At 66.0% G+C, this 16,451-nt stretch carries 13 protein-coding genes and 1 pseudogene; 12 read left to right on the top strand and 2 right to left on the bottom strand.

Features of this window, described 5'->3' with window-relative positions; genetic code table 11:
• The first annotated feature begins 29 nt into the window (after window positions 1-29).
• From D7S89_RS25090 to D7S89_RS28350, 12 genes and pseudogenes are all read left to right on the top strand, one after another.
• A complete protein-coding gene (locus D7S89_RS25090) occupies window positions 30-2,885 on the top strand; it encodes a DUF4118 domain-containing protein (protein WP_121281579.1) in 2,856 nt (951 codons plus the stop codon).
• Entirely contained in the window at window positions 2,882-3,580 is a 699-nt protein-coding gene (gene kdpE, locus D7S89_RS25085) for a two-component system response regulator KdpE (protein WP_121281578.1), read from the top strand. The genes D7S89_RS25090 and kdpE overlap by 4 nt, the downstream gene beginning before the upstream one ends.
• A gap of 175 nt (window positions 3,581-3,755) precedes the next feature.
• Entirely contained in the window at window positions 3,756-4,373 is a 618-nt protein-coding gene (locus D7S89_RS25080) for a DUF4126 domain-containing protein (RefSeq protein WP_121281610.1), read from the top strand.
• A gap of 68 nt (window positions 4,374-4,441) precedes the next feature.
• Window positions 4,442-6,961: an ABC transporter permease gene (locus tag D7S89_RS25075; protein WP_121281611.1), complete on the top strand. Its 2,520-nt coding sequence runs from the start codon at window positions 4,442-4,444 to the stop codon at window positions 6,959-6,961.
• 78 nt (window positions 6,962-7,039) lie between these two features.
• On the top strand, window positions 7,040-7,453 hold the full coding sequence (locus tag D7S89_RS25070; RefSeq protein ID WP_121281577.1) for a group II truncated hemoglobin: 414 nt from the start codon (window positions 7,040-7,042) through the stop codon (window positions 7,451-7,453).
• 190 nt (window positions 7,454-7,643) lie between these two features.
• The gene (locus tag D7S89_RS25065; protein ID WP_121281576.1) at window positions 7,644-8,498 is read left to right on the top strand and encodes a hypothetical protein; all 855 of its coding nucleotides are present in this window, start codon (window positions 7,644-7,646) and stop codon (window positions 8,496-8,498) included.
• Between the two features lie 380 nt (window positions 8,499-8,878).
• On the top strand, window positions 8,879-9,610 hold the full coding sequence (locus tag D7S89_RS25060) for an alanyl-tRNA editing protein (protein ID WP_121281575.1): 732 nt from the start codon (window positions 8,879-8,881) through the stop codon (window positions 9,608-9,610).
• Window positions 9,607-10,305 carry a DUF924 family protein gene (locus D7S89_RS25055; RefSeq protein WP_121281574.1) on the top strand — a complete coding sequence of 233 codons (699 nt, stop codon included), beginning with the start codon at window positions 9,607-9,609 and terminating at the stop codon, window positions 10,303-10,305. The genes D7S89_RS25060 and D7S89_RS25055 overlap by 4 nt, the downstream gene beginning before the upstream one ends.
• A gap of 177 nt (window positions 10,306-10,482) precedes the next feature.
• Entirely contained in the window at window positions 10,483-11,727 is a 1,245-nt protein-coding gene (locus tag D7S89_RS25050; protein WP_121281573.1) for a Crp/Fnr family transcriptional regulator, read from the top strand.
• A 9-nt stretch (window positions 11,728-11,736) separates the two neighbouring features.
• Window positions 11,737-12,501 carry a flagellar motor protein gene (locus D7S89_RS25045; RefSeq protein ID WP_121281572.1) on the top strand — a complete coding sequence of 255 codons (765 nt, stop codon included), beginning with the start codon at window positions 11,737-11,739 and terminating at the stop codon, window positions 12,499-12,501.
• 61 nt (window positions 12,502-12,562) lie between these two features.
• Window positions 12,563-13,264 carry an OmpA family protein gene (locus D7S89_RS25040; protein WP_121281571.1) on the top strand — a complete coding sequence of 234 codons (702 nt, stop codon included), beginning with the start codon at window positions 12,563-12,565 and terminating at the stop codon, window positions 13,262-13,264.
• Between the two features lie 68 nt (window positions 13,265-13,332).
• A pseudogene (locus D7S89_RS28350) lies at window positions 13,333-13,437 on the top strand (DUF924 family protein); the annotation flags it as partial.
• Here the strand turns inward: D7S89_RS28350 and D7S89_RS25030 are convergent.
• Both D7S89_RS25030 and D7S89_RS25025 read right to left on the bottom strand, forming a co-directional pair.
• Complete coding sequence (locus D7S89_RS25030) at window positions 13,394-15,460, bottom strand: ArnT family glycosyltransferase (protein ID WP_245983263.1); 2,067 nt, start codon at window positions 15,458-15,460, stop codon at window positions 13,394-13,396. The pseudogene D7S89_RS28350 and the gene D7S89_RS25030 overlap by 44 nt on opposite strands.
• A 235-nt stretch (window positions 15,461-15,695) precedes the next feature.
• On the bottom strand, window positions 15,696-16,451 hold the full coding sequence (locus tag D7S89_RS25025) for an SDR family oxidoreductase (protein ID WP_121281569.1): 756 nt from the start codon (window positions 16,449-16,451) through the stop codon (window positions 15,696-15,698).

Genomic DNA, 16,451 nt, shown 5'->3' with positions numbered 1-16,451 from the left:
TATTGCGCAGTCCGTCATACTGTTTTCGCATGAACCGACCCGATCCCGATCAACTGCTCGATCGACTGCAACGCGACGAAGAGCGGCGCCAGCGCGGCAAGCTGAAGGTCTTCTTTGGCGCGTCGGCCGGCGTTGGCAAGACCTATGCGATGCTGCAAGCCGCGCGCCGCCGCAAAGACGAGGGCGTCGACGTCATCGTCGGCATCGCCGAGACGCACGGCCGCAAGGAAACGGCCGCGCTCGTCGAAGGGCTCGAGATGCTGCCGCTCGCGCAAATCGAGTATCGCGGGCGCAAGCTCGGCGAGTTCGATCTCGATGCTGCGCTCGCGCGCAAGCCGCAGCTGGTGCTCGTCGACGAGCTCGCGCACTCGAACGTGCAGGGCGCACGCCATCTGAAGCGCTGGCAGGATGTGCAGGAACTGCTCGACGCCGGCATCGACGTCTATACGACCGTCAACGTGCAGCACCTCGAGAGCCTGAACGACGTCGTGGGGCAGATCACCGGCATTCGCGTGTGGGAGACCGTGCCCGACCGCGTGTTCGACATGGCCGACGAAGTCACCCTCGTCGACTTGCCGGCCGAGGAATTGCTCGATCGCCTGCGCGACGGCAAGGTCTATCTGGCACAGCAGGCCGAGCGCGCCGTGCGCAATTTCTTCCGCAAGGGCAACCTGATCGCGCTGCGCGAGCTCGCGCTGCGGCGCACGGCCGATCGCGTCGACGCGCAGATGCGCGAGTATCGTGCCGACCGCTCGATCCAGCGTATCTGGCAGGCGCGTGAGCGGCTGCTCGTGTGCGTGGGGCCCGGGCCCGAGGCGCCGATGCTCGTGCGCGCGGCGGCCCGGCTCGCGGCCAGCCTGAAAGCCGACTGGATCGCCGTCTATGTCGAGACGCCCAAGCTGCAACGGCTGTCCGATGCCACGCGCGAGCACACGTTGAACGCGCTGAAGCTCGCGGCCGAGCTCGGCGCCGAGACGGCCACGCTGGCCGCCAGCGATGCCATCGCGGCGCTGGTGGGCTATGCGCGCGTGCGCAATGTATCCAAGCTCGTGGCGGGCGGCTCGGTGCGCACGGGCGTTTCGCGCTGGCTGCGCCGGCCGATGGGCGAGCGGCTGGCCGAGCGTGCCGGCGACGTCGACGTCACGCTGATCCGCGCGTTCGGCGAGCAGGAGACACGTTCGAGCCGCGCGAGCGGCACGGCGCTCGACGATGGCGCTCGCGCATGGCGCGAGGCGCTCGCGGCCGGCAGCGCCTGGCGTTCGCCGCCGTCGAGCTATGCCTATGCGACGGCGATCTGTGCCGTCATCACGGCCATCGCGAGCCGTCTGATGGTGCACCTCGACCTGACGAACCTCGTCATGCTGTATCTGCTTGGCGTCGTGTTCACGGCCGTCCGGCTCGGACGCGGGCCCGGCGTCCTGCTGTCGTTCCTGTCGGTGGCGGCGTTCGACTTCTTCTTCGTGCCGCCGCGCATGTCGTTTTCGGTCACCGATACGCAGTATCTGCTGACCTTCCTCGGCATGCTGCTGACTTCCCTCGTGATCAGCCACCTCACGTCGAGCCTGCGCCGCGAGGCCAGCGTGGCACGACATCGCGAACGGCGTACGGGCGCGATGTACGCGATGGCGCGTGAGCTCGGCGCGGCGCTGACGACCGAGCAGATCGTCGAGATCGGCAGCCGCCACGTCAGCGAGGTGTTTCGCGCGCGCGTCGCGATCCTGCTGCCCGACAGTGCCGACAAGGTGAAACAGAAGATCGAGGAGCCCGACGAAAAGGTCACGCTGCAAGGCGAGGCGCTCGATATCGACGTAGGGCAGTGGGTCTACGACCAGCAAAAGCCGGCAGGCCGCGGCACCGATACGCTGCCGGCCGCGCAGGCCCTGTATTTGCCGCTGAAGGCGCCGATGCGCACGCGCGGCGTGCTGGCCGTGGTCATGGAAAATGCCAGCGAGCTCGCCATTCCCGAGCAGCAGCGCATGCTCGATGCGTTCGCGGCGCAGATCGCGCTCGCGCTCGAGCGTGTCCACTATGTCGACATCGCGCGCGATGCGCTCGTGAACATGGAGTCCGAGCGCCTGCGCAATTCGCTGCTGTCGGCCATTTCGCACGACTTGCGCACGCCGCTGACGGCCATCGTCGGTTTCTCGTCGATGCTCGCGCAGACGCGCGCGGGCATGGCTGCCCCACAGCCCGGCGACGAGCTCGTCGAGGCCATCCACGAGGAAGCGTTGCGCATGACGGGCATCGTCACGAACCTGCTCGATATGGCGCGCCTGCAAGCCGGCAGCCTGCGCTTGAACCGGCAATGGACGCCGCTCGAGGAAACGGTCGGCGCTGCGCTCGCGGCCTGCAAGCGCGTGCTCGCCCCGCATCCGGCCAGTGTCACGCTGGCGCCCGAGCTGCCGCTGTTGCAGCTCGACGCGGTATTGATGGAGCGGCTGTTCTCGAACCTGTTCGAGAACGCGGCGAAGTACACGCCGGCCGGCACGCCGATCGCGATCGGCGCGCAGCGCATCGACGAGGACGGCAGGCCGTTCGTGCGCGTGACGGTCGACGATAACGGCCCCGGTCTGCCGCACGGCATGGAAGCGCGCATCTTCGAGAAGTTCACGCGCGGCGAAAAGGAATCGGCCAAGCCCGGCATCGGCCTCGGGCTGGCGATCTGCCGCGCGATCGTCGAAGCGCACGGCGGCACGATCGGCGCGGCGAACCGCCTCGGTCCCGAAGGCACGATCATCGGCGCGCAGTTCTGGTTTACCCTGCCGGTCGAGACGCCACCGGCCGCGCCTGACGTCGAAGGCGATATCGAGGCGCTTCCCGCGCTGCCGCCCGTAGCCGAAGGCACAGCGTCGAACGCGACGCCCACAACGAATAAAGCATCATGAGTGAGCCTACCATCACCGTTGTCCTGATCGAGGACGAAAAGCAGATCCGCCGCTTCGTGCGCACGTCGCTCGAGACCGAGGGCATTGCCGTGTACGACGCGGAAACGGGCAAGCAGGGGCTCGTCGAGGCGGCCACGCGCAAGCCTGACCTCGTCATCGTCGACCTGGGCCTGCCCGACACCGACGGGCTCGACGTGATCCGCGAGTTGCGCGGCTGGAGCGAGATGCCCGTCATCGTGTTGTCGGCGCGCACGCACGAGGCCGAAAAGGTCGCCGCGCTCGACGCGGGTGCCGACGACTATCTGACCAAGCCGTTCGGCGTCTCGGAGTTGCTCGCGCGCATTCGCGCGCATCTGCGCCGGCGCAACCTGGCAGGCACGAGCGAGTCGCCGCAGGTGCGCTTCGGCCCGGTCTGCGTCGATCTCGCGCAGCGGCTCGTGTCGCGCGACGGCGCGCCCGTGCACCTGACGCCGATCGAATACCGCCTGCTCGCGACGCTCGTGCGCCATGCAGGCCGCGTGCTGACGCACCGGCAGCTGCTGCGCGACGTGTGGGGCCCGTCGCACGTCGAGAGCAACCACTATCTGCGCATCTATATGGCGCACCTGCGTCAGAAGCTCGAGCGCGATCCGGCCCAGCCGGAGCACATCGTCACGGAAACCGGCGTCGGCTACCGGCTCGTCGGCGCCGCCTGACGCGCAGCTTGCGTACGGCCCCCGTCAGCAACGGCGCATCGCGCGTTGGCGTACCGGCGACCTGTCTATAATGGGATGCAAGTCGCGCGCCGCGGGGCGCGCGCGGCCCGTGACAGCCTTCCGCGCGCCTGATGCCGCGCGAAGTGGCCGTCGCCACGACAAAGGGGAGGGGGCAATGCTCGACGCACTTTCGCTCGGCGCCGGCCTGTCATGGGCCAGCGGCCTGCGCCTTTATCTGACGGTGCTGCTCGTGGGCGTATTCGCCCGGCTTGGCATCGTGCATCTTCCCGACACGTTGTCGGCGCTCGCCTCGCCTTGGGTCATCGGCACGGCCGCCGTGCTGACCGTCGCCGAATTCCTCGCCGATCGCATACCCGCATTCGACTCGCTGTGGGACGCGATCCATACGTTCATCCGCATCCCGGCCGGGGCGCTGCTGGCTGCCGGCTCGCTCGGCCATGCCGACCCTGCGTTGTTGACGGTGGCCGCGCTCGCCGGCGGCACGCTGGCCGGCTCGGCGCATCTGACCAAGGCCGGCACACGCGCGCTGATCAATCTCTCGCCCGAGCCGCTGTCGAACTGGATCGCTTCGTCGACCGAGGACGTGCTCGTGTGCGTGGGGCTGGCGCTCGCGCTGTTCGTGCCTTTGCTGTTCCTGCTGCTGATGGTCGGCTTCCTCGCGTTTTCGAGCTGGGCGTTGCCGCGGCTGTGGCGCGGCGTGCAGGGGGGCTTTCGCGGCATGGCGGCGCACATGGTGTCGCGCTTGGGCTCGTTCGGGGGCAAGCGCGATTGAGCCAGCCGATCGATGGCGGGCCGCGCCGCCGCTACACCTTCGCGGATACCGTACGCCAGGCGGCGCGGATGACCGCGCGCGACTGGCGCTCGGGCGAGCTGACAATGCTCGTGCTGGCGCTCGTCTTGGCCGTCGCGGCGCTCGCCAGCGTCGGGTTCCTGGCCGATCGTCTGCAACAAGGGCTCGAACGCGATGCGCGCCGCATGATCGCGGCCGATTTCATCGTCCGTGCCGATCATCCGCTCGACTCTTTTTTTTTCAATGAAGCCCGCGCGCTGGGGCTGCGCACGGCGACGACGACGATCTTTCCCAGCATGGTGATGCGCGCGGGCGGCGACGAGGCGGCCCCCGGTGCGTTGCCGAGCGCGCGGCTGGCGGCTGTCAAGGCGGTCTCCCCGACTTATCCGCTGCGCGGGGCGCTGCGCATTGCGGCGGCGCCCGATGCGCCCGATGCACCGGCCACCGGCATGCCGTCACGTGGCACGGCGTGGGTCGACGCCGAACTGCTCGGCGCATTGAACGCTCGCGTCGGCGATCAAGTCGTGCTGGGCGCGCGCACGTTCACGATCGGCGCGGTCATCACGCGCGAGCTCGATCGCGGCTTCTCGTTCGTCAACTTTTCGCCGCGCCTGATGCTGCGCGAGGACGAGCTCGCGTCGACGGGGCTCCTCGGCTACGGCAGCCGCGTGACGTATCGGTTGCTTGTCGCGGGCGGCGACGACGCCGTCGCCCAGTTCGCCCAGTTCGCGCATGCGCACGTCGACGGCGGCAAGCTGCGCGGCGTCGCGCTCGAGTCGCTGCAGGACGGCCAGCCGCAAGTGCGTCAGACGCTCGATCGGGCCGGACACTTTCTGCGTCTCGTGGCGCTGCTGACGGCGCTGTTGGCGGCCGTCGCGATCGCGATGGCCGCGCATCGCTACACACGGCGCCATCTCGACGGCTGTGCGGTCATGCGCTGCTTCGGTCTGGCCGAGCGCACGTTGCGCACGCTGGTCGCGCTCGAGTTCCTGTTCGTCGGCTTGGTGGCGGGCGTGGCCGGCGTCGCGCTCGGTTACGCGGGACACTTCGCGCTGCTGGCCTGGCTCGGCGAGCTCATCGCCGTCGACTTGCCGCAGCCGAGCCTGCTGCCGGCCGTCGAGGGCCTCGCGGCCGGACTCGTGCTGCTGTTCGGCTTCGCCTTGCCGCCGCTGTTGCCCCTTACGCGCGTGCCGCCCGTGCGTGTGCTGCGTCGCGAATGGGATGGCCAGGCCCGCACGGCATGGCCCGCGTACGCGCTCGGCATCGCACTGTTCGCGGGTCTGCTCGTGTTGGCGGCCGGTGAACTGAAGCTTGGCAGCATCGTCGCGGGCGGCTTTGCGCTGGGGCTGGTCGTCTTCGCGAGCCTCGCGCGCGCCGCGCTGTGGGCCATGTCGCATCTGGCGCGCAGTGAGCGCAGCGTGGCGCTGCGCGCGAGTCTCGGCTGGCGGTATGCGCTGGCGTCGCTCGAGCGGCGCGGGGCGGCCAGCGCGTTGCAGATCACGGCGCTGGCGATCGGTCTCATGTGCCTGCTGCTGATCGCGATGACACGCAACGATCTCGTGGCGGGCTGGCGCAAGTCGACGCCGCCCGATGCGCCGAACGAATTCATCATCGACATCCAGCCTGACCAGCGTGAGGCCGTGCTGAGCTACCTGAGCACGCACGGCGTGCCCGGCGTCGTACTCGAACCGTTCGTGCGCGGCAGACTGCTCGCCATCGACGGCAAGCCGGTCGACCCAGGCGCGTACAAGAACGACGACGCGCGCCGCCTCGTCGATCGCGAGTTCAACCTCTCGTACCGCGCGAGCCTGCCCGACGACAATCGCATTACCGACGGCCGCTGGTTCGGCGCGGCGACGAAGCCCGAGATCTCGATCGAAGCGGGACTCGCGAAACTGATCGGCGTGAAAGTGGGGGACGTGCTGCGCTTCGATGTGACGGGCTTGCCGGTCGAGGCCCCGGTCACGAGCGTGCGCAAGCTCGATTGGGGCTCGTTCAAGGTCAACTTCTTCGTGTTGATGCCGCCGGCCTCGCTGCAAGGTTTCCCGGCCACCTTCATCACGAGTTTCTATCTGCCGCCGCAGCGGCGCGCGGTGCTTGACGCGCTGATCGCCGAGCATCCGAACCTGACGGCGATCGACACAGGGCCGATCCTGGCGCAGGTGCAGCATGTGCTCGATCAGGTGATCGGCGCCGTGCAGTTCCTGTTTGCGTTCACGTTGGCCGCTGGCGTGCTCGTGCTGTATGCGGCGCTCGCCGGCACGCGTGACGAGCGCGTGCGAGAATCGGCCTTGCTGCGTGCGCTTGGCGCATCGCATCGGCAGGTGCGTGCGGTGCAGCTGTCCGAGTTCGCCGCCGTCGGGGCGCTTGCCGGACTCATGGCGGCAGCTGGCGCGCAAGCGCTGGGCTCGGTGCTCGCCACGCGCGTGTTCGACTTCTACCTCGACTTCGACCCGTGGCTACTGCCGGTCGGCGTGGCGGCCGGCGTCGTATGCGCGGGTGTAGGCGGCTGGCTGAGCCTCGCACGCGTGCTGCGGCGTCCGGCAGCGCAGTCGTTGCGCGACGCGTGAGGCACGGCCGCGACCACTTCACGCGCGCAGGCTTTCCGTTCCATTCCGTTTCTTTTTTCTTGGCTTGACGTATTACGTATGACCGATAAGACCGACGACGAAGTGCCGTCCCAGCCGACGGCATTCGAACTCGTGGGCGGTGAGGCGCGCGTGCGCGAACTCGTCGACCGTTTCTACGATTTGATGGATCTCGAGCCCGAGTTCGCGGGTATCCGCGCGATGCACCCGCCCTCGCTCGACGGCTCGCGCGACAAGCTGTTCTGGTTCTTGTGCGGCTGGCTCGGCGGCCCCGATCACTACATCGAGCGCTTCGGCCATCCACGACTGCGTGCGCGGCACCTGCCGTTTGCAATCGCATCGTCTGAGCGCGACCAGTGGCTGCGGTGCATAGCCTGGGCGATGGACGACATGGGATTGGGCGAGCCGCTGCGCGAGCGTTTGATGATGTCGTTCTACGACACGGCCGACTGGATGCGCAACCGACCTGGTTGATCGACTTCATCTCGCTTGACCGACCCCAGCAGCGTCTGGCTCGTGCAGCCGATCTTGGGCACGATGGATTCGATCGCCGCCCACTGCGTAATTCTTGTGTCTTTGTGTGCCCTTCATCATACAAAGTCGGGCGTCGCCGCGATTACAGTTGCGCTCATCGGCAGATCGCATTGCGAGCGGGGGGCGCGCCATGCTAGCGGACAAGAAGGTCGCGGACGAATTCATCGAGCGGCAGGATCACTCCCTCGAATATGTCGGGTCCGAGATCGAAAAAAAGGCTTATTACCCTGCCCGGTCCATGTGGCTGAAGTTGGGGCGCCTCCAGGTGGTGAAGCAGCTTGCCGAGCCCTTGGACGAAGACAAACAGCCGACACTTTCCACGTCGCTGCACGGGCTGGCGTATCTCGACGGCCGGGAGTTGGCGATCATCGGCGACGATGCGCACACGACGCGTACGGTTGACGTGTCTTTTGGGGCGCGCGACGTGAGCACAGGCGACCGGGTAGGCCTGCGCCAGTTGGAGGACGAACTCGGCATTTCGTATTCCGATGTGACGCTCGGCACGGCTCGCTTGGGATTCAACGGCGCCGACGACGAGACGGGAGAGCCCGATCAGTGGTGGCTTGCCTGCCACATTCCCCAAGCCTGCCTGCAGGCGCTGTCCAGGGCGAGCGCGGATGGCCAGCTCGGTGGGGTCGAGTTGGGCCTCGTCCTGCGGCATCTCTACACGGCCGAAAACGCGCCGGACAACCCTGCACGTCGGGCTCGCCTGTTTCTCAGGCCTGACAGGAGCGAGAGCGACAGCACGGGTGAATGGCCGCATATCGCAACCGGCTATGTCACCCACCTTCGTATCGATTTCGCAACGACCGAGTTGCGTGGCGCCGTGGCCAACGGTGACGAGGATGCTGAAGGGGCGATGAACCCTGTCGCCGATGCCGTGATTTCACTCGGCGCGAAGCTCGCCAACCTGAGATTGACGGTGAGATGGATTGGCGTACTTATCATTGTGCTGCTCGGTCTCGAAGTTCTCGAGCGGCTTTGATCCCGCACTTTCGAAGCAAGTCTGCGTTTCGCGGCGGCCGGACGGCACGCATCCGGCGATGCGCCGTCTTCGCGAGCCGGTACGAGTTCCCGTTCGTCGAAACGATATGATGCCGTCAAGGCCGCTTATTCGATGAGTGGCAGGACGAATTGCCGAGCCGGCACTTACCTGCCGCGAACAGTCAGTAGTATTCGGAAACATTGGATGCGCAACCGGCCCGGTTGATCGACCGGTACGGTGCTGTGCGTGCGCGGCACGGGGCAGCCTGTTCTGTGCCGATCGTTCGTCGCGATAATGCGCATGCGGTGCCGGCGCGCTTGATGAAGTCAAAACAGACACGCGCCGAACGGTTTCGATCCCTTGTCCAGAAAGGTCCTGCCATGACGACGCAAGCACTGTTTCGCAACGATGCTTACCTCACGCGCTGCGAGGCATCGATCACCCACCTCGATGAGCACGGCATCGTGCTCGATCGGACGGTCTTCTATCCGCTCGGCGGCGGGCAGGCCGGCGACACGGGCGTGCTTGAGCTTGCCGACGGTACGCGCATCGAGATTGCCGATGCGCGCAAGGCCAAGTTCGACGGCGCCACGGTCGACGATGTCGTGCACGTGCCGGCGCCGGGCCAGGCGTTGCTGCTGAGCCGGTTGCGCGTGGGCGAGGCGGTCGTGGCCGAGATCGACTGGGCGCGCCGCTACCGGCACATGCGCCTGCATACGGCCGCGCATCTGATGTGCGCGGTGCTGCCTTACGCCGTCGACGGATGCAGCATCACAGCCGACTACGCGCGCATGGACTTCGCGACGGCTGAACCGATCGAGCGCGAGCAGGTCGAGGCACGGCTTGCCGAGCTCGTCAAAGGGGAGCACCGCGTATCGACCGAATGGATCACCGACGAAGAGATGACCGCGCGTCCCGAACTCGTGCGCACGATGAGCGTGAAGCCGCCGATGGGGCTCGGGCGCGTGCGTCTGCTGCGCATCGAGAGCGTCGACTTGCAGCCGTGCGGCGGCACGCATGTGGCCAATACGGCCGAGATCGGCGTGCTGCGCGTGGCCAAATTGGAAAAGAAAAGCGCTCGCACGCGGCGCCTCGTATTGGAGATTGCATGACGCATCCGCACGACATCGAAGAAGGGGGCTTCAGGGCGACGGAGCAGGCTGGGGGGGACCCTCGCGCATTCGAAGCGAACGGGGCAGGGCACCCGAGCGCTGACTACCTGGCGCTGCCAAGCGCCGCGCGCGAGGTGCTCGACTTCTGGTTTGGTGCGCCGGATTCGCCGCGTTTTGGTCGCGCCGATTCACGCTGGTTCGCGCGCGACGATGCGTTCGATGCGGAATTGACGGCGCGCTTTGCGCCGACGCTCGCCAGCGCCTGCAGCGGCGAGCTCGACGACTGGCAGCGCACGCCGCTCGGTGCGCTGGCGTTGATCCTGGTGCTCGACCAGTTCTCGCGCAATCTTCATCGTGGCCATGCACAGGCGTTTGCCGGCGATGCGCGCGCGCTGGCGGCTGCGCAGCAACTCGTTCGGACGCAAGCAGACCGCTTGCTGCCGACCTCGCATCACCGTGTGTTCGCGTACCTGCCATTCGAGCACGCCGAGTCGCTGGAGGCTCAGCGCGAATCGGTGCGCCTATTCGACGCACTCGCCGAGGAAACGGGCGAGCGCGGCAATCTCGAGTATGCAATCAGGCACTGGGAGATCGTCGAACGCTTTGGTCGCTTCCCACATCGCAATGTCGTGCTAGGGCGGACATCGACCGATGAAGAGCGTGCGTTTCTGCTCGAACCCAATTCGTCGTTTTAATCGAGTGTGTTCCGTTTAGCCTTGGCCCCCACATTCGTCAGACGTATGTCGACGAGTCTAAAGATGCTCCTAATGATGTCGTTATCGTTTGCATAAGCCGCGACATCGGCACGACGCGTCCGCCTCGAAGCACCAACGAGGACCGGGCGTGCAGGAACCAGTTACGGGGAGTGCATCTTGAATCAGCAACGATCGTCGTCCTGGACGCGCACAGCGGCTCCGGGCGAAGTCATCTATTCCGCGGGTTACGCGGGCGACGCAGTCATTTACGTGATTGCGGACGGCAAAGTCGAACTCTCCACGCAATGCGACGACAAGCGAGTCGTCTTGGCCACCCTCGGCAAAGGCGAATTCTTCGGCGAAGCGGCACTGCTGCCTGCCGAACCGCGTGCGCATACCGCGAAGGCGCTGACGTTTTGTCAATTGACGGTGGTCCAAGCCAGCACGGTGGAGCAAGAGCTCGAGCGATCGTCGCCGCTCGTTCGCCATATGGTGCGAACGATGATTCGCCGGTCCAGAAAGAAAGACGATCTCCTCGCGACGTACACGCACGCCGATTTCCTGCCAGGCGTGCTGTCGTATGCGCATGTCCTCGCGCTGATGGCGGCTGCCGACAATGTGGAGTCGATGGACCGACGGATGCGGCGTGCGCAGAGCGACGACGTTTCCGTGCCATTGCCTGACGTCATCAAGAAGTGCCGTGCGATTGCAGGCCACTCCCGTCCGCACGTGATGGCGATGCTCAAGCGGATGGAGAAGCTCAATCTCATCACGATGGAGAACGGCCGGGCCGGAAGTCTTCCCGAGAACTCGCGCTATTCCGGGCAGGACGATGCGATAGGCCGACAGATGGTGACGTTCGACCCGGCGCGGATCACCGATCGCGCCGAGCAAGTGGGTGACCGCGATCTGGATATCGCCATCAACAGCGAACTCGAGCTCATCGAGCTGACCGACCTGGAAACGCTGATCGGGGTGGAGAAGAAGCTGATCTTGAGCAAGCTGTCGCATGGCGAAATCGCCGAGGACCTGTTCGCGTTCCGCAAGACGAGAGTCCTCAATTATGTCGAGCAGAAAGGGGTCAGCTACTTCTCGAAGCGAAACGCGCGTGGGACTGGCGATGTGAATTCGCTCGAGGATCTCGAATTCGTCGATCAAAGGACGCTCTTCGAGGCCGTGGCCGCCACCGATACATACGATCTCGCCAAGCTGCTCGCGACGATGGCGGATCAGTCGATTTCGGAACGGCTGATTTCCGTCTTGGCGGATGCAAGGAGGAAAGAGGTGTCGTGGGTGATGCGGCGCGACATCAAGATCGATCCGCTCGAAGTGAGCGACATCGAGCAACGATTCCTCGAGACCGTCAGAACGATCAAGACGTCTGCGGCCAATGGCACGGCGCTTGCCGGCCGAGAAGCTTGAGTGTTCGCCATGGATCTGCTGACCGTATTTGGCGCGCTATTCGGCGCGACCGCCATCGCCCTCGGCTTCTGGCTCGAGGGCGGCCATTTCACGACGCTCTTCCAGATGGAGGCGCTGGTCATCGTCCTGGGCGGCACCGTGAGCGCCGTGATGATTCAGAACACCTGGGTGCGGTTCTGCGACGGCATCAAGCAGCTGCATCTCGCGTTCACCAAGACACGGCAAGTCGACCGCGAAAGTCTCTCGGTCTTGCTCGAGTGGGGCGATCAGGCGAAATTGAACGGCATGCTGGCGTTCGAATCGATCGACGCCAGCGGGATCAACGCCTTTGCGAAGCGGGGCTTGGAGCTGCTCGCAAACGGTGTGTCCACCGCTGTCCTCGAAGATGCCCTGCAACGGGAGTTGGTTGCCTATGAGCGCAATCGCATGGCCGCGGCACGCATCTGGCAGCAGGCAGGCGGGTATGCGCCGACTTTCGGCATTCTTGGCGCCGTGCTCGGCTTGATCCACGTGACGGGCCACATCCTCGAGCCGGCGCAGCTCGGGCAAGGTATCGCAGCCGCATTCACCGCGACGCTCTATGGCCTGGCGCTGGCGAATCTGATCTTTCTGCCGCTGTACGGAAAGATCAAAGCGCAGGTCGATAGCGAATTGCGCTTCAGACGGTTGTACCTGGATGGCTTGCTCGCCATTTCGCGCAAGGAGTCGCCGCAAACCATCGAGACGCGTTTGGCGGCAGAAGTCCGGGAGCGGTCCGCGGAGCTGCTGGCCTAGCCCGGCTCGGCGGACCGGACGCATCGTATCGAACGCTGGTTTTTGAATTGAGCTTTTCATCATGAGCATCCTTTCTGGCGGCAAACGCCTCGCACCCTCCGAGAACGGATACGAGGACGAGGAGGATGCCGACGAGCGTTCGGAGCGCTGGCTCATTTCCTACGCGGATCTCATCACGACGCTGATGGTGTTCTTTCTCGCGCTCTATGTGTTGCAGTTGGCGAAATACAGGGAGCTCGAGAGCAAGGCGTTCGACGCGCACGTCGTCAAGCAACGGGCCGCCGTCGCCGGCATGGATGCCGCAAGCGCCGTGCAAAACGCGCGAACAACGGCGAAACAGACGCTGCTCTCCCTTTTGAAACCGTTGAGCGACCAGCACCAGATCGCGGTGGTCGATACGTCTGAGGGCGTGGAGATCGCGATCAACGCGAAGGTCCTGTTCAATTCGGGCGATGCGCGCCTGCTGCCCGATTCGTTTGCAGTCCTCAATCAAGTCGCACGAGCACTCGCAAGCCGATCGGCGAAGAGTATTTTGGTCGAAGGCCATAGCGACAGCGTGCCCATCTCGAACGCGAAGTACGAGTCGAATTGGGAGCTTTCGTCCGCGCGAGCGGGGGCCGTCGTGCGGTACTTCGTCGACCAGGGAATCGAGCCGCTCAGGCTCGCCGCGATTGGCCGCGCGGATAACGTCCCGTTAGTGCTGGGAGATGACGCGGCGGCCCGGGCTGCGAATCGGCGCGTGACGATTCTGGTTCAGTATTAGCGCGAACAGGCCCTAGCTCGCGGCGTGGGCAAGCGAACACACCGAGTCGCCGGACGTTCAGCGACTCGGTGTGCCTGTTCGACGCGCTCGCTCGGCAAACGGGCGAGCGCGGCTATCTCGAGTATGTAATCAGACGCTGGGAAATCGTCGAACGCTTTGATTGCTTTCCACATCGCCATGCCGCGTCGGGGCGGACATTGACCGATGAGGAGCGTGCGCTTCTGCTCGAACCCAATTCGTCGTTTTAATCGGTTGTGTTTTGTTGATATTGCTTGCGTTGGCGATGCTGAACGGCTTGCGCAAGTAAACGCGCAGTTGCTGACCATCGTCGCCGGGCCGTGCACCTGCCCAGAACGGCGTCCAGTCGCCGGCCGGCGTTTTGCCGTCATTCGGGGCGCCTTGCACGATGATCCAGCGGCACTGCGTATTCTCCGGCGCATCGGCCGCCAACGGCGCGTGCAGGATGCCCGTGAAGTAATACAGCATCGGTGCTTCCGATTCGCCGAGGTCCTGGCTCGCCAGGCAGTCGCCCTGGCGCCATGCAGAATCCAGATGCACCGACAGGTCTTCGAATACGGAGCGATAGCTCTTGGCGACATCGATCCACGGCAACAGCAGCGTGAAAACGAGGCCCCAGGCGAGCATCGCGCCCGCGCACCAACTGAACACGCCGCGCCACTTACCGGTTTGCCGCAGCAGCGGCAGCAGCCACAGCCAGGCGGACGTGAACCCGAGCGCAATCATGACGGCCACCGGCTGGATCGGCATCGTCCAGTCGAGCGGCAGCCAGCGGCCGAGGAAACGGATCTGCTCATGGGTGCTCGACGGATCGGTCATATCCGACCAGACCAGCCAAGTGGCTGCCGCGGAGAGGCCGAACAGCGCGCGGCTGACGAAGTCCCAAGCGGTGTGCGCGCGCAACGTGATGCGCTCGACGCCTTGCAGGGCGAGCAATGCGCACGGGGCCATGAACGGCAGCAGGTACAGTTCGCGCGCGGTCGCCGACATTTGCAGCACCACGATGCCGATGCCGCAGAAGACGACGGGCAACGCGACGCGCGGCTCGCGCCAGCGGCGCCACGCGCCGCCGGCCAGTGCGGCGAGGGCGAGCGGCCCGACGGGGAAGCCCGCCGTCAGCAGCACGCGCCAGATGAACAGCGGCTTATCGTTCTCGGAACCGAGCTGCGGCACCGAAAAGCCGAAGAAGCGGCCGATGTTGTTATCCCAGAACCACACCTTGAACAGCTCGCTCGAGCGGCAGTAGAAGGCAATCGGCCAAACGAGCGCGAACGGGGCAAAGGCGAGCGCGGCGAGCGCAAGCGCGCGGACGAACGCGCGGCTGCGGCAGGCCGGATCGATGATCGGCAGCGCGCACACGGTGGCGCCGAAGACGAGTGGCAGAAAGAGTCCCTTCGTCATGAAGGCGATGCCGACACCGACGCCGAGCATCAGCGCGGCCACGTCGGCAGCCTTGCGGTCGGTGTCGGCCCGGTCGCGACGCAGGATCGTCACGAGCTCGAAAAGACCGCAAAAGCCAAGCGCCGTGCCCGCCATCAAGGCGACGTCGGTCATCATGTCGTGCGAGTGCTTGACGACGAGCAGCGTGCCCGCAAACAGCGCCAGCATGCCGAGCACACGCATGTCGCTCCAGCTGCGGGCTCCAGTCGCCTGACGCGCAAGTCGCGCGACGCAGGCGAGCGTGAGCAGCGTAAACAGCGCGCTGGCGAGCCGTGCCGCGTCGTGCAGCGGCAACACGTCGCCGCCTGCCCACGCGAGCGAGGCGGCAACCCAGTCGTAAAGCGGGGGTTTTTCGACGAACGGCTGGCCCGCATTCGTCGGCACGACCCAGTCACCGGTCTCGAGCATGTGCTGGATGATGCCGAACGTATAGGTCTCGTCCTGCTTCCAGGGGTCGTGGCCGAGTGTGCCGGGCAGCACGTAGGCGCACACGAGCGCCAGCATGATCAGCCAGGCCCGCAGCCGAGGCCAGAACCACGCGCGTGCGATAGTCCGTTCCGCTGCCGGCGCGTGCCCGTGACTGCCCATCGACACGTCGACCGGCTCGAGGCCATGCGTGCGCAGCGTCGTCAGCGCCGGTTCGATGCCAGCGTGAGCGCGGCGCGCGGAGGCGACGGGCGAAACGAGGGGATCGCGGGCGGACGAAGTCCGCCGCGGAGTCTCTACAGGTCCGAGCATGTGAATCGGTCGTTTGAATCGGCCGGACGCTTACGTGGCGTGCAGCCTGATGACGCGTGGCCCGCGTAGGGAGCTGGCTATGAACGACTCCAACTGCTTGCAACAACTTGGCCAGCCATTACGAATAAGTGTATCGGCCAATTGTTACCGCGTATTACGAGAAGCGTCGAGCTTTGTGGAGTTTTGTGTGGGTGGGGTCAGAACGCCGCGCCGGGGCGGGTGGCGACGATGCCGTTTATCGGCCGCCGGCGACGTCGAGCAGGGCGCCGTTGACGTACGAGGCGGCGTCGCTGAGCAGCCAGACGATAGCCGCAGCGACTTCTTCCGCCGTACCGGGCCGTCCGGCCGGCGTTTGCGCGCCGAGTGTCGCCGCGCGCTCGGGGCGTCCGCCGCTGGCGTGGATCTCGGTGTCGATGAGGCCCGGGCGCACGGCATTGACGCGTATTGCGCGTGGCCCGAGTTCCTTGGCGAGGCCGAGCGTCATCGTATCGATCGCGCCTTTCGAGCCTGCATAGTCGACATACTCGTTGGGCGAGCCGAGCCGGGCTGCCGCCGAGGAGACGTTGACGATCGCGCCGCCGTGCCCGCCACGGTCGGTCGACATGCGGCGGGCCGCCTCGCGGGCGCAAAGGTACGCGCCGAGCACATTCACGTCGAACATACGCTTGAGCCGCGCATAGTCCATGTCGGCAAGGGGCATCGAGTGAGCGACGATGCCAGCGTTGTTCACGAGTGCGTCGATGGGCCCGAACGTGCGTTCGAGCGTGTCGAACATCGCGATTACGGCGGCTTCGTCGGCAACGTCCGCTTGCACGGTCAGTGCGCGGCCGCCTGCGCATTCGACCTCGGCCGCAGTCTGTTCGGCGGCCAGCGCGTCGCGCGTGTAGTTGACGCCGACGGCCCAGCCGGCCTGCCCGAGCTTGAGCGCGGTGGCGCGGCCGATGCCGCGGCTGGCGCCGGTGATGAGAGCCACGGGCTGGGCGCGGGTCAT

Origin of the sequence: Trinickia fusca (genome assembly GCF_003628145.1) — a bacterium.
Taxonomy (GTDB): Bacteria; Pseudomonadota; Gammaproteobacteria; order Burkholderiales; family Burkholderiaceae; genus Trinickia; species Trinickia fusca.
This window is presented reverse-complemented; position numbering and strand designations above follow the sequence as displayed.